The organism is Micromonospora nigra, from assembly GCF_900091585.1.
Lineage (GTDB): Bacteria > Actinomycetota > Actinomycetes > Mycobacteriales > Micromonosporaceae > Micromonospora > Micromonospora nigra.
The window spans coordinates 5,936,747-5,949,419 of the sequence record NZ_FMHT01000003.1; the positions used below are offsets into that span (position 1 = coordinate 5,936,747).

The 12,673-nt window shown below is 74.0% G+C and carries 11 protein-coding genes; 6 read left to right on the plus strand and 5 right to left on the minus strand.

Translation table 11 applies throughout. The features are described from left to right. Window positions 1–18: 18 nt before the first annotated feature. The gene (locus GA0070616_RS26025) at window positions 19–582 is read right to left on the minus strand and encodes a GNAT family N-acetyltransferase (RefSeq protein ID WP_245712904.1); all 564 of its coding nucleotides are present in this window, start codon (window positions 580–582) and stop codon (window positions 19–21) included. Between the two features lie 117 nt (window positions 583–699). Next, the gene (locus GA0070616_RS26030) at window positions 700–2,178 is read right to left on the minus strand and encodes a glutamate-cysteine ligase family protein (RefSeq protein WP_091091688.1); all 1,479 of its coding nucleotides are present in this window, start codon (window positions 2,176–2,178) and stop codon (window positions 700–702) included. A 214-nt stretch (window positions 2,179–2,392) separates the two neighbouring features. Here GA0070616_RS26030 and GA0070616_RS26035 point away from each other — a divergent pair, with 214 nt between their 5' ends. Continuing rightward, window positions 2,393–2,740: a DUF3817 domain-containing protein gene (locus GA0070616_RS26035; RefSeq protein WP_091088843.1), complete on the plus strand. Its 348-nt coding sequence runs from the start codon at window positions 2,393–2,395 to the stop codon at window positions 2,738–2,740. Between the two features lie 107 nt (window positions 2,741–2,847). Here GA0070616_RS26035 and GA0070616_RS26040 read toward each other — a convergent pair whose 3' ends face one another. Further along, window positions 2,848–3,387: a hypothetical protein gene (locus tag GA0070616_RS26040; RefSeq protein ID WP_091091691.1), complete on the minus strand. Its 540-nt coding sequence runs from the start codon at window positions 3,385–3,387 to the stop codon at window positions 2,848–2,850. 153 nt (window positions 3,388–3,540) lie between these two features. On the opposite strand from GA0070616_RS26040, the gene GA0070616_RS26045 reads away from it, so the two are divergent. Genes GA0070616_RS26045 through GA0070616_RS26055 form a run of 3 tightly spaced genes read left to right on the plus strand, consistent with a single transcriptional unit; the run spans window position 3,541 to window position 7,594 of the window. Then, window positions 3,541–4,665: a baeRF2 domain-containing protein gene (locus tag GA0070616_RS26045; protein WP_091088847.1), complete on the plus strand. Its 1,125-nt coding sequence runs from the start codon at window positions 3,541–3,543 to the stop codon at window positions 4,663–4,665. Further along, window positions 4,658–6,421 carry a thiamine pyrophosphate-binding protein gene (locus GA0070616_RS26050; protein WP_091088850.1) on the plus strand — a complete coding sequence of 588 codons (1,764 nt, stop codon included), beginning with the start codon at window positions 4,658–4,660 and terminating at the stop codon, window positions 6,419–6,421. The genes GA0070616_RS26045 and GA0070616_RS26050 overlap by 8 nt, the downstream gene beginning before the upstream one ends. Before the next feature lie 48 nt (window positions 6,422–6,469). Beyond that, window positions 6,470–7,594, plus strand: coding sequence for an iron-containing redox enzyme family protein (locus tag GA0070616_RS26055; protein WP_091088853.1), 1,125 nt, complete (start codon window positions 6,470–6,472; stop codon window positions 7,592–7,594). 15 nt (window positions 7,595–7,609) lie between these two features. Here GA0070616_RS26055 and GA0070616_RS26060 read toward each other — a convergent pair whose 3' ends face one another. After that, window positions 7,610–7,816 (minus strand): CDGSH iron-sulfur domain-containing protein, encoded by a 207-nt coding sequence (locus tag GA0070616_RS26060; protein WP_091088856.1) that lies wholly within the window; start codon window positions 7,814–7,816, stop codon window positions 7,610–7,612. A 149-nt stretch (window positions 7,817–7,965) separates the two neighbouring features. Next, a complete protein-coding gene (locus tag GA0070616_RS26065; protein ID WP_175440212.1) occupies window positions 7,966–9,453 on the minus strand; it encodes a S1 family peptidase in 1,488 nt (495 codons plus the stop codon). A gap of 379 nt (window positions 9,454–9,832) precedes the next feature. Here GA0070616_RS26065 and GA0070616_RS26070 point away from each other — a divergent pair, with 379 nt between their 5' ends. Further along, window positions 9,833–11,245 (plus strand): hypothetical protein, encoded by a 1,413-nt coding sequence (locus GA0070616_RS26070; RefSeq protein WP_425412972.1) that lies wholly within the window; start codon window positions 9,833–9,835, stop codon window positions 11,243–11,245. A gap of 226 nt (window positions 11,246–11,471) precedes the next feature. Further along, a complete protein-coding gene (locus GA0070616_RS26075; RefSeq protein ID WP_091088860.1) occupies window positions 11,472–12,611 on the plus strand; it encodes a SigB/SigF/SigG family RNA polymerase sigma factor in 1,140 nt (379 codons plus the stop codon). The last annotated feature ends 62 nt before the right edge of the window (window positions 12,612–12,673 follow it).

Sequence of the window (12,673 nt, forward strand, 5' to 3'; positions counted from 1 at the left end):
GGTGCCGGGCGGGTGGGGTCATCGCGAGGTGTGCAGGGGCAGCGACCGGACGAGCATGCGGTGTGAGCGCCAGCCGGGGAACGGCACGAGGTTCCCGACGTGGTGGAAGCTCATCCGCTGGAGGGCCCGCCACACCCGGACGTTGGTCTCGGCGACCGCCATGCTGACCCGTTCCTCCGGGCGCCGGCCGAGCAGTTCGGTGACCATCCGGATGCCGAGCCGCTGCCGGCGGAACTGCGGCAGCACGAACGCCTCGCAGATGGCGAAGGTGCGCCCGGTCCACTCGACGGTGAGTTCCGGGTCGCCGATCAGGTTCAGGTCGCGCCACCACAGCGTGTCCGGCGGCAGCGGGCAGCCCATCACGGTGCCGACCGGCCGACCGTCGACGTACGCGACGCCGGCCTGGAACCCGGGTGCCTCGGCGGTCCACCGCAGGCGCTCGGCCGGCGACGGTACGCAGTGGTCGGGCAGGTGCAGGTCGGCCGCGTGCACCTGCTGGTAGGTCGCGGTGAGCGCCTCGATGTCGACCTCACTCGTGATCACGACCTCGCTGTCGCAGCCGTCCACTGCGGGAGCCATCATCGGCGTCGACACTGTTCAGTTCCTCCCCTTTGGTTAGGCTAACCTAACTCATGGGGAGGGGTCAGGCAAGACGCGAGGACACCTCGCCGACCGGCCCGGACCCGGCCAGCCTCACAGTCAGGGCAGCGGCCACTCGTGGACGGGACGGTTGCTGTGCATCAGCGTCACGTAGTGCCGCACCACCTCGCGCAGCGCCTCCGGCCGGTCCAGGTGGTCGGCCGACTCCAGCCGGTGCAGAGTCTCCACCTGCCAGGTCGCGCCGTTGCGGCCGGTCAGACAGCGCTGCTCGATGATGCCGAGCAGCCGGTCCCGCTCACCGGGATCGACGCCCCAGCGGTCCAGGCCGTGGTGGGCCAGCGGCAGCAGCCGGCGCAGCACCAGCTCGGTCACGGGCAGGTAGCCCAGGCCCGGCCAGAACACCTGTGCGTCGATGCCGTGCCGGGCGCAGGTGGTGAAGTTCTCCTCGGCGGCGCTGAACGACATCTGCGACCACAGCGGCCGGTCGGCCTCCGCGAGGGCCCGCACCACCCCGAAGTAGAACGCCCCGTTGGCGATCGTGTCCAGCACCGTCGGCCCCGCCGGCAGGACCCGGTTCTCCACCCGCAGGTGCGGCCGGCCCTTGAGGACGTCGTAGACGGGGCGGTTCCAGCGGTAGATGGTGCCGTTGTGCAACCGCAGCTCCGCCAGCTTCGGCACCCCACCCTCGGCCAGCGCCCGCGCCGGGTCCTCCGGGTCGCACACCGGCAGCAGGGCGGGAAAGTAGCGTACGTTCTCCTCGAACAGGTCGAACACCGTGGTGATCCACCGTTCCCCGAACCAGACCCTGGGGCGTACCCCCTGGGCCTTGATCTCCTCCGGCCGCGTGTCGGTCGCCTGCTGGAACAGCGGGACGCGGGTCTCGCGCCACAGCTCACGGCCGAAGAACAGCGGCGAGTTGGCCCCCAGGGCCACCTGCACCCCGGCGACCACCTGCGCGGCGTTCCAGTAGTCGGCGAACTGGGCAGGGCTGACCTGGAGGTGGAACTGGGTGCTGGTGCAGGCCGCCTCGGGGGTGATGGTGTCGGCCGTGACCGACAGCCGCTCCACCCCGTTGATCGCGATCGGCAGGTCCTCGCCCCGGGCCGCGAAGATCTGCTCGTTGAGCAGCGCGTACCGGGGGTTGGCCGACAGCGTCGCGGCCGTCAGGTGCTCGGGTTCGACGGTGGGCAGGATGCCGATCATCACCATGTGCGCCCCGACCGTGCGGGCCCGCTGCTCGGCCGCGTTCAGGCTGGCCCGGACGTGTTCCTCGAAGGCGGCGGTGCCGCCGCCGGCCAGCCGGCGGGGCGCGACGTTGATCTCCACGTTGAACTGGCCCAGCTCGGTCTGGAAGGCCGGATCGGCGACGGCGGCCAGCACGTCTGCGTTGCGCATCGTCGGCAACGAGTCGTCGTCGACCAGGTTCAGCTCGATCTCCAGCCCGGTCATCGGCCGGTCGACGTCGAACCGGGACTCCCGCAGCATCTCCGCGAAGACGTCCAGGCAGCGCCGGACCTTCTCCCGGTATCTGGCCCTGTCCTCCCGACTGAAGGTCCGCACGCCGACGTCCTCGCCCATGGTCACCACCCTGTCACCGCTGGTGCCTCCAACGTCGCACGTTTACCGGGACCGGGGAAGACCCGAGGACCTTTCCGTGTCGCCCGGCCCCCCCCCGCGTCCCGCTCCGACCGTGGTGCCCGAAGGTCGCCGTCGCCGTCGCCGTCGCCGCCGGGGTGCGGTGATCCCCGTCGCGTCCCGTCCGGCGGCGGTGGGAGGCGTCGACGCGGCTAGCATGGGTCTCGTGCGTGAGACGGTGACCCGGTTGTTCGTGGTGGCGGCGATCGCCGAGGCGATCTCCTGGGCGGCCCTGCTGGCCGGCATGGCGGTCAAGTACGGCCCGCCCGCCAACGAGCTGGGCGTGCAGATCTTCGGGCCGATCGACGGCGGGCTGTTCGTGGCCTACGGCGTGCTGGTGCTGGCCGTGGCCCGCCTGCACCGGTGGAGCCTGCCGGCCACCGCCGTGGCGCTGGCCTGCGCCGTGCCGCCGTTCGCCACCCTCGCCTTCGAGCGGTGGGCCCGCCGGCGCGGCATGCTCCGCGTGAGCCGCGAGGCGACCCGTGAACCCGCCACCGTCGGCTGACCGGGCGACCCGCGAGCCCGCCGATCGTCGGCTGACCGGGCGGCCCGAGCCCGCCGATCGTCGGCTGACCGGGCGGGTTGACGCGCGCGACGCGGGTGCCGGGAGCGTCAGACCAGCGCTGCGCCGGCGACCACGGCGGCGAGCAGCAGTGCCCCCAGGAACGCCTGGAGCAGCAGCGGGGGGCCCAGATGCGACCACAGGGTCGCCGTGCGCGGCGTGAGCAGCTGGCCGGTCGTCAGGTTGACGATGCGCTCGATCTTGGGGGGCAGGTCGGGGTCGCCCTGCGGGCGCAGGGTCACCTGCACGTGGTCGGCCGGGTGCAGGGCGCTCTGCGGCAGGTGCCCGTGCAGCTCGACCTCGTACAGCAGGCCGTCCGCGTCGCGCAGCCGAACCGGGGTGACCAGGTATTCCGGGCCCTTCTTCAGGTCCTTGAAGCGGCGCCGGGACGCGCCCGAGCCGGCGGACCGCACCGCCCGCACCAGGCGCGCCAGCAGCCCCACCACGCCGGCTGCGGCGAGCACCGCCACCAGCACCGGCTGCCCGACGCGGATCTCCCGGGCGTAACCGTCCATCAGCCGGACGACCCGCGCGGTGAGGATCCGCTGTGCGGGGCGGTGGATCCGCCGGGATTGCAGCTCGCTGTCCAAGGTCACACCACCCAGAGTCCGGTTTCCGATACGTATCGTATCGATCCTCCGGGTTGAACGACGTGAATGAAAACCGGTCACGCGACCGGCGGGCACAGGTGACAACGCGGGTGGCGCGGGTAAGCGCAGGTCCGAGCTGGAAAGGGGTCGAGCATGCAGCTGTCCTTCCTGCGCCCGCTCTACGACCGTCCGGGCCCGTGGTGCTCGGTCTACCTGGATGCCTCCATGGACACCGAGGACGCCCATGCGGCCCTCGATCTTCGCTGGCGCGGCCTGCAGCGTCAACTGGTCGAGCAGGGTGCCGACGACGCGTCGCTGAACGCACTGGACCGGGTGGTCCGGGGGCACGACCCGATGGCGGGCGACTACGGCATCGCCGTGTTCGCCAGCGGGGGCCGGGTGGCGCTGTCGGAGTACCTGTCCGCGCCGCCGCTGAGTGACCTGGCCGCGTACGGGCCGTTGCCGCACGTGATGCCACTGCTCGCCCAGCGCGGCGAACAGGTGGCCTGGGTGCGGGTGCTGGCGGACCGCACCGGCGCCGACGCGACGGCGGTCAGCGCCGGCGGCATTCCCCGGCGGGCCCACGTCGACGGCCGGGAGGACTTCCCGCTGCGCCGGGTGCAACCCGGTGGCTGGTCGCAGTCCCGCTACCAGCGGGCCGCCGTGGAAGCGTGGCACCACAACGCCGGCGACGTCACGGCGGCCACCGTCGAACTGGCCGAGAAGGTCGGTGCGGAGGTCGTCGTGGTGGCCGGCGACATCCGGGCCACCGGCATGATCGCCGCCCAGATGCCGGACCGCTGGCAGGACATGGTGGTACGCACCGACGCCGGCTCCCGGGCCGGGGGCGCCGACCCCACCCTGCTGGACGACCTCACGGTGCAGACCGTCGCCGAGGTCGCCGACCAGCGGATCTCGGCGGCACTCGACCGGTTCGGCATGCAGGAGGACGTCGGCGCGGGCCTGGAAGCCGTGGTGGCGGCGCTGCAGCGCAACCAGGTCGACACGATGCTGATCGTCGACGACCCGTCGGCCGTCGGTGAACTGTGGATCGGGCCGCAGCCCACCGACATCGCCACCGACCCGGGGCAGCTCGCGGCCATGTCCGTGGCGCAGCCGCAGCGGGTCCGCGCCGACGCCGCCCTGGTCCGGGCGCTGGTCGGCACCGACGCGAAACTGACCGTGCTGGGCCCCGACGAGGCCCCCGACCTGACCGACGGGGTGGGCGCGGTGCTGCGCTACGTCGACCCCGCCACCCCGGGGCGCGCCGATGGCTGAGCACACCGTCGCCGACGTGGTGGTCGAACGCCTGCGGGCCTGGCGGGTGCCGCGGGCGTTCGGCTACCCGGGGGAGGCCGTCGCACCCGTGGTGCGGGCCCTGGACGACGCGGGCGGCGACCCGGAGTTCGTCCCGGCCCGCCACGAGGAGACCGCCTCCTTCATGGCCACCGGGCACGCCAAGTTCACCGGCGGCATCGGCGTCTGTCTCGCCACCCAGGGGCCCACCGCCGTGCAACTGCTCAACGGCCTGTACGACGCCAAGCTGGCCAGCAAGCCGGTGGTGGCGATCATCGGCGAGGACGTCTCCGGACCGCTCGGCGGCGCGCACCAGGAGATCGGCCTGAGCCGGCTGTTCGCCGACGTGTGCAACCAGTTCGTCCGGTACGTCGGCACCCCCGCCCAGGTGCCGTCCCTGCTCGACGAGGCGTTCCGCACCGCCGCGGCCACCCGCAGCCCCGTCTGCGTGGTGCTGCCCCGGCACCTCCAGGAGTCCGCCGTGCCGGACCTGCAGCCGTACGCCACCGGGTTGCTCACCGCCACCCCCGGCGAGCCGCTGGCCCGGGTGCTGCCGCACGACGCGGACCTGGACGCCGCCGCGCACCTGCTGGGCAACGGGCAGCGCACCGCCATCCTGGTGGGGCAGGGGGCCCGCAACGCGGCGCCGGAGGTGGTGGCCCTGGCCGACCGGCTCGGCGCGGGGGTGGCCGTCTCGCTGCTGGGCAAGCCGGTGCTCGACGAGCGGCTGCCCTTCCACACCGGGGTGCTCGGCGAGGTCGGCACCTCGGCCGCCGCCGAGCTGATGGGCGGCTGCGACACCCTGCTGCTGGTCGGCACCAACGACCCGTGGACCGACTACTACCCGCTGCCCGGCCAGGTGCGCACCGTGCAGATCGACATCGACGGCCGGCGGGTCGGCTCCCGCTACCCGGTCGACGTGCCGCTGGTCGGCGACGCGGCCGAGACGCTGCGGGCGCTGCTCACCCGGGTGCCCGACCGCCCCAGACCGTCGTGGCGCGCGACGGTGGAGGGCTCCGTGGACCGGTGGCGCGGCGAGGCCGCCGGCCGGGCCGACCTCCCCGCCGAACCGCTGAATCCGCAGCTCGTACTCCAGGAACTGTCCGCCCGGATGCCCCGCAGCGGGGCCGTCGCGGTGGACGTCGGTGCGGTCCTCTACTGGTACGCCCGCCACCTGCGCCTGCCGGTCGGGGTCAACGCGCAGCTGTGCGGCACGCTCGGCTCGCTCGGCTGTGCCCTGCCGTACGCGGTGGCGGCCAAGCTCGCTGCGCCCGACCAGCCGGTGGTGGCGCTCGTCGGCGACGGAGCGATGCAGCTCAACGGCCTGGCCGAGCTGATCACGGTGGCGCAGCACTGGCACCGGTGGCCGGATCCACGGCTGGTCGTGCTGGTGCTCAACACCCGCGACAACTCCGGTGCCGGCCGCTCCCGGCACCTGCCCGCCGACGCCACCCGGCGGCACGTCGACGTCCCGTACGCCGGTTGGGCGCGTCTGCTCGGGATGCACGGGGTCCGGGTGGACCGCCCGGACCTGGTGGGCGCGGCGTGGGACGAGGCATTGGCCGCCGACCGCCCCTGTGTGCTGGAGGCGGTGGTCGACCCCGCCGTCGACCTGGCGCCGCCGCAGCCGGCCTTCGTCGACCTGCGCGGCATCGTCGCCGACGGGGACGCCGCCCGGATGGTCCGCGACCGGGTGCTCGGCACCCAGGTGGCCGTCGAGGCCGACGACCTCGTTTAACGGTGCCGGGGCAGGGCACCACTGGTCTCGGTCAACCCTGGAGGTCGAATGTCCACGCCCACCGATCGGCGGTACGGTCCCGCCCCGCTGCCGCAGCCCCGCGGCCCCGTCTCCGCGGCCCTGCGCGCGTCGCTGTGTCGGGCCCCGCACGACCTGCCGGCCGGGCTCGCCGGGTGCCTCGACGGGACCGACCCGCTCGTCGACGAGGACCTCCAGCTCACCCTGTTCCTCTGCTACGAGCTGCACTACCGGGGCTGGCGTGGCGTCGCCGACGACTGGGAGTGGCAACCGTCCCTGCTGGCGCTGCGGGCGTCCGCCGAGCGCACGTTCGAGTCGGCGGTGCGCGACCTGGTGGGGACGCCGCCGCCGGTGTCCGCCGGACGGGTGCCGAAGGCCCTCGCCGACCTGGCGGCCGCCGACGACGGTCCGGCCCTGGCCGCCACCCTGCAACGGCGGGCCACACTGGAGCAGTTCCGCGAGTTCGTCACCCACCGCTCGATCTACCACCTGCGCGAGGCGGATCCGCACAGCTGGGGTCTGCCCCGCCTCGGCGGGCCGGCGAAGGCCGCCCTGGTGGAGATCCAGATGGACGAGTACGGCAACGGCCGCGCCGAGCGCATGCACGCCGAGCTGTTCCGTCGCACCCTGGGCCGGCTGGGCCTGGACACCGGCTACGCCGCCCACCTCGACGCGGTGCCGGCGGTCACGCTCGCCACCAACAACCTGATGTCACTGTTCGGGCTGCACCGTCGGCTGCGCGGGGCGTTGCTGGGCCACCTGGCCGCGTACGAGATGACCTCGTCGCTGCCGAACCGGCGTTACGGCAACGGGCTGCGCCGCCTCGGGTTCGACGAGGCGGCCACGCGCTTCTACGACGAGCACGTGGAGGCCGACGCCGTGCACGAGCAGATCGCCGCCCACGACCTGTGCGGTGGCCTGGTCCGGCAGGAACCGGCGCTGGCCGGCGACGTGCTGTTCGGCGCGGCGGCGGCAATGGCCCTGGACGCCCTGTTCGCCGCCCACCTCCTCGACTGCTGGGCGGCCGGCGGCTCCTCGCTGCGCCGCACGATCCCGGCTGCGGCCTTCCCGGCGGTGGCCGGTGCGTCGGTGGCTTCCCCGGCGGGGGCCGGTCCGTCGGTGTCCGGTCCGACCCGGCTCAGAGAAGCGGCCTGACCGCCGGCCGGGCGCTCAGCCGCGGAAGTTGACCGCCTTGTGGGTGCCGTCGCAGAAGGGCTTGAGGGCGGACTTGCCGCACCGGCACAGGGCGACCGTGCGGCGGCGTGCGTCGATCGGCTGGCCGTCCGGGGTGACCAGGGTGAAGTCGCCCCGCACCAGCAGCGGGCCGTCCTCGTACGGGGTGATGGTGGCGCCGGTCGGCTCGTCGTCTGCCTGCATGGGCGGTGAAGTGCCCGGGAGGGCGGCGGTGAAACCGTCCGGCGGCTCATCCCCGGCGCTGCCGCACGCCACGACGCCCGGCCGGGGATGTCCGGGCCGGGCGTCGCGGTTCGGCTCACACCGTGGTCGTGCGGTCGATCAGGGCTGCGTCACGGGGTGGTGATGCCCAGCGTGTAGCTGCCGGACCCGCTGTACGACTCGACCTGGTAGCGGTAGTAGCCGGCGGTGCCGTTGTAGCTCAGGGTCTCGTCCCCGCTCGGGGTGTACGCCCCGGCGACCTGGACCCAGCCGCTGCCGCTCCACTTCTGCAGGTAGAGGTCGAAGTCGGCGCTGTTCGGGCCGTCCAGGCAGGCCCGGTGGGTGCCCGAGGCCGAGTAGTAGTAGCTACCGTTGGGCTGGATCTGCTGGCCGCCCGAGGAGAGCGAGCCGGTGTAGGTCGACTCGTAGCCGCTGCACCCGGTGGGCGGAGGCGGCGGGTTGCCGCCACCGCCGCTGGTGCGCAGCGTCAGGCCGTAGCGGGACAGGATCTCGTTCACCGGCTGGAAGTAGGTCGTCCCGCCGGAGGTGCAGTTGCCGGACCCGCCGGAGGTGACGCCCTGCGCCTGCTGGCCGGAGAGCCACGAGCCGCCCGAGTCGCCCGGCTCGGCGCAGGCGTTGGTGCGGGTCATCCCGGTGACCGCGCCCTCGGCGTAGTTCACGGTCTGGTTCTTGGCCTGGATGGTGCCGCAGTGCCAGCCCGTCGTCGAGCCGGAGCGGCAGACCGCCGCGCCGATCGCGGCCTCGGTGGAGCCGGCCACGGTCACGTTGCCACCGGCGTAGTTGTTCACCCACGGCTGCGGGGTCCAGTTGGAGTTGGTGGAGACCCAGGCGTAGTCGTTGCCGGGGAACGAGGAGCCCTGGAAGGTGCCCTGCGCCACCCGGTTGTAGCCCTGGGTCGCGGTGCCGACGGTGCCGCAGTGGCCGGCGGTGACGAACCCGCCGGTGACGGCGAAGCCGACGGAGCAGCGGCCACCCATGTAGTAGGCGTCGCCGCCGCGTACGTCGTACAGGGGTCGCGGCGCCTCGGTGGTGCCGACGATCCGGACGGCCGACTTGTCGACCTTGCTGGCCTTGACGAACGCCTCCGCGGCCGCGGCGTCACCGCGGGCGAGCACCACCACCGTGTTGCTGGCGACGTCGACGTACCAGCCGGGAACGGCCGCGGACGCCTTGCGGGCGGCGCGGTCCAGGCCCGCCTTGACCCGGTCGAGCTGGGCGGCGCTGCGTCCGACGACGGTGGTGCGGGCGGCACCGGCGGCCTTGGCCCGGTCGGCGGCGCGCTTGTTCGTCACGGCCACGACGAGGCCGCCGTCGGCGGCGTCCAGCCAGCCGCCGGCGTACGACGCGCCGAGGGAGCGGCGCAGCTTGGCGTCGGTGCGGCTGCCCTTCTCGTCCTTGACGATCCTGGTCCGCGCCTCAGTGGTGGTCAGGCCGAGGTCGCGACGCATCGCGGCGAGCATGTCGGGCGTGGCGGCGGCGCCGCTGGCCTCGACGGAGCTGCCGGCCGGCTCGCCGGCCGCCGAGGCGGTCGGGGGATTGACGGCGAGTAGGCCGACAGGCAGCAGCAGGGCTGCCGCCACGGTGGCGAATCTTCGCATCTTCGATGTCTCCGATCCTGGGGGGACAGGTTGTGACGGGGTTTCTCGGGGTTTCCCGGCGGTGTACGCCGTGGGAATGTCGCCACCCTAAATCGATACGTCCGGATGAAGATAGATCACGTCTCGCTCATACCGCCGGTGGACGCGTCGCCCCGACCCGCAGTGTGTGCGGTGGTCCGGGCCCTGCCGACGCCGGTGGGCCGGTGCGCCGCGGGCCGCCCACGCGTCGTCGTCCGGCCCGGGAGTCGCCATGGTCCCGGGACCGGCGAACCGCCGACGATCACCTGATTGATCCCGCTCAGCCGTGGATGCCCTGTTTGAACCGCATCGGGGCGGGAAGCCGGGCCGCGTGGTGAGCGAACGAGGCAAGGGGGGCCCGGTGCACGCGGTGCGCAAGGGGCTGACGGCCGACGGCGCCGGCCTGGCCGGCGACCGGGTCGTGGCGGCCGGCAGCGCGGCGCGCATCCTGGTCGCCGCCACGGCGCGGGCGTTGCGCGGCGAGGACTGCGCCGACCTCGGGCACGTGGGGCCGCTGTCCCGTTTCGTCGGCGCCCCCGAGCCCGTGCGGCGTGCCGCCGCCACCCGGGCCGCGGGCCGGGTGGCGCTGACCGCCGGGCAGACGGCGGAGGTCGACGCGGACCGGGTGGCCCGCTGGTTCACCGACCAGTACCCGCGCCGCCGCTGGCCCGGTCTGCTGCTCGGCTCGCCCCACGGGGCGGCGGCGCACCTCGCGGTCGCCCTGGGCGTGCCCTGGCTGCCCGCCGGCTTCGAGATGACCGCACACTGGGCCGGGGGATCCGTGGACCGGCCCCGCGCCGCCCTGGACCACGGTGCCGCCCTCACCGCCCGGCTGCTGGCCGCCAACCCCGACCTGCACGTCCGGCAGGTGCACTGCCCGGCCAGCCGGGGCGCGCTGGCCGGGGCCACGGTGTCGCTGGCCGCCCGGTGGCTGACCCTGCCGGCCGCGTACCGCAGGTTCCTGGCCGACCGGCTGGAACCCGGCGCGCCGGTGCTGCTGCTGTCCGATGCGCGCACCTGGCCCGTGCTGGACTCCGCGCCCGGCCACAGCTTCCAGGTGGGCTGCCCGGCCAGCGGCCTCGACCCGGTCGACTTCCACCCCGACAGCCACAACCTGCGGCAGGTGCTGCGGGCCGCAGGTGGCGACGACACCCCGTGGGAGCCACCCGAGGTCGGCGCCCCGCCGGGATACGCCGAACACGGCGTGGAGTCCGGATTCGACCACCACGTCCGGGAGTGGACGGGCCGGCACGGACATCCCCTGCACCGCATCCACGTTCCGTGGCCCGAGGCCCTCAGCGCCGCCATCGCCGACCTGTACAGGCGTTGGCTGCGTGCCGCCGGGAAGACCGGTGACCGCCTCGTCGTCGAGTGCGGTCGGCTGCTGGACCCGTGGCAGGTCGTCCGGGCCGGGATGGTGCCGTACTGGTGCGAGAACGCGACCCGGCGCAGCGTCGAGGGCGTCGAGTGGTGGCTGGCCGGCAGCGAACCGTTCAGTTCGGTCGACGTGCTGCCCGAGCCGCCGGGGATGCGCTCGCCCGCCCTCGCCGGGCTGCCGCAGTGGCTGGCCGTGGCCGGTTTCGGTCACCGCCGGCGGGCGTTGGACCGCGCTTCCGCCCGGGGCTACCCGGTCAGCTCCGTACCCACCCGGCGGGCCACGGAGGTGCTGCGGGCGCAGCCGTACGACCTGCCCACGCCGAAGCCACTGGCCGTGCCGGAGGCCCTCGCCGGGCTGCGGGAGGGCGGCGCGGCCCAGGGCCTGCTGGTCTGTTGAGGCGGTCCTGCCGAAACATCCTCGCGAACCCGTGCTCCCGTGATTGAGTACCTACGGAGCGGGAACACCGCTGGCTGCGACGGCCTGATCACGCCGCGCGGCGCAGCGCCGTCACCCGCTGGCATCCCAATCACGTAACCCACTTCCGGCCCGGTGCGTGGGACGACCCCACGCGCACGACCGGTTCCTGAGTTCCGGGCGGGGGACCTTCCTGAGGGAGGCGCGGATGTTCGGACAGACCACCACGACCACACCACCACCCAGCGATCGCGGCCTGGAGGACCTGGACGCCGCAGCGCTGGCGTACGCGGCACGGATCGAGGGCCTGCCACCGGAGCGACACCCGGAGGCCCGCGACGACCTGGTGCGCTTCGCGCTGCCGTTCGCCGGGCGGCTCGCCCGCCGCTACCGGGGCAGGGGCGAGCCACTGGAGGATCTGGAGCAGGTCGCCCGCCTCGGCCTGGTCAACGCCGTCGACCGGTACGACCCGGAGCGCGGTTCGTTCACCGCGTACGCGGCGATCACCATCGTGGGTGAGATCAAGCGCCACTTCCGCGACCGCACCTGGGGTGTGCACGTGCCCCGCCGGCTGCGCGACCTGATCCTGGAGGTGGGGCAGGCGACCTCGGCGCTGACCAGCGAGTTGTCCCGGGCCCCGTCGGTGGCGGAGCTGGCGAAACGGCTGGAGACCCCGGAGGAGGAGATCCTCGCCGCGCTGGAGTCGGCCGCCGGATACAGCCCGGCATCGCTCAACGCGCCGGTCGGCGGGGAGAGCTCCGCCGAGTTCGGTGACCTGGTCGGCGAGTCCGACAACGCCCTGGAGTCCGTCGATGACCGGGTGACGGTCACCGGCCTGCTGCACCGGTTGCCCTGGCGGGAACGCCGGATCCTGGCGATGCGCTTCTACGGCAACCAGACCCAGGCCGAGATCGCGGCCCGGTTCGGCATCTCCCAGATGCACGTGTCCCGCCTGTTGTCGCGGGCCCTGACCTGGCTGCGGCAGGCGATGCTGGCCGATGCACCACCGCCGTGGCAGAACGGCACCGCCGAGGCCGAGACCACCAGGACGCGGATCTCCGTGCGACAGAACGGCGACCGGGTGGTCGTCGAGGTCGGCGGCGAGGTCGACCGGGACGGTGCGGCCCAACTTCGCCGCGCGATGCTGGAGGCGGTGACCGGGCAGCCGTCCGAAGTGGTGGTGGACCTGGTCGGCGCGGGTGGGTTCGACGCGGGTGGGATCGCCGCGCTGGTGGCCGGCCGGGAGGCCGCCGCGCGCACGGGGGTGCCGCTGCGGTTGACCCGGGTGCAGCCGGCCGTCCGTCGCTCGCTGACGGCCGCTGGCCTGGCCCCGGCCCGCGAGGGCTGACCGACGCCGAAGGGGGCCGCCACCGCACGGTGCCGGCCCCTTCCCGCGCGTACGCGTACCGC

Bases quoted from the DNA above. Each gene is read 5' to 3' on its own strand.
- GA0070616_RS26075 (WP_091088860.1), top strand. From the start codon at position 11,472: ATGTTCGGACAGACCACCACGACCACACCACCACCCAGCGATCGCGGC.
- GA0070616_RS26030 (WP_091091688.1), bottom strand. From the start codon at position 2,178: ATGGGCGAGGACGTCGGCGTGCGGACCTTCAGTCGGGAGGACAGGGCC.
- GA0070616_RS26050 (WP_091088850.1), top strand. From the start codon at position 4,658: ATGGCTGAGCACACCGTCGCCGACGTGGTGGTCGAACGCCTGCGGGCC.
- GA0070616_RS26065 (WP_175440212.1), bottom strand. From the start codon at position 9,453: ATGCGAAGATTCGCCACCGTGGCGGCAGCCCTGCTGCTGCCTGTCGGC.
- GA0070616_RS26025 (WP_245712904.1), bottom strand. From the start codon at position 582: ATGATGGCTCCCGCAGTGGACGGCTGCGACAGCGAGGTCGTGATCACG.
- GA0070616_RS26045 (WP_091088847.1), top strand. From the start codon at position 3,541: ATGCAGCTGTCCTTCCTGCGCCCGCTCTACGACCGTCCGGGCCCGTGG.
- GA0070616_RS26060 (WP_091088856.1), bottom strand. From the start codon at position 7,816: ATGCAGGCAGACGACGAGCCGACCGGCGCCACCATCACCCCGTACGAG.
- GA0070616_RS26035 (WP_091088843.1), top strand. From the start codon at position 2,393: ATGGGTCTCGTGCGTGAGACGGTGACCCGGTTGTTCGTGGTGGCGGCG.
- GA0070616_RS26055 (WP_091088853.1), top strand. From the start codon at position 6,470: ATGTCCACGCCCACCGATCGGCGGTACGGTCCCGCCCCGCTGCCGCAG.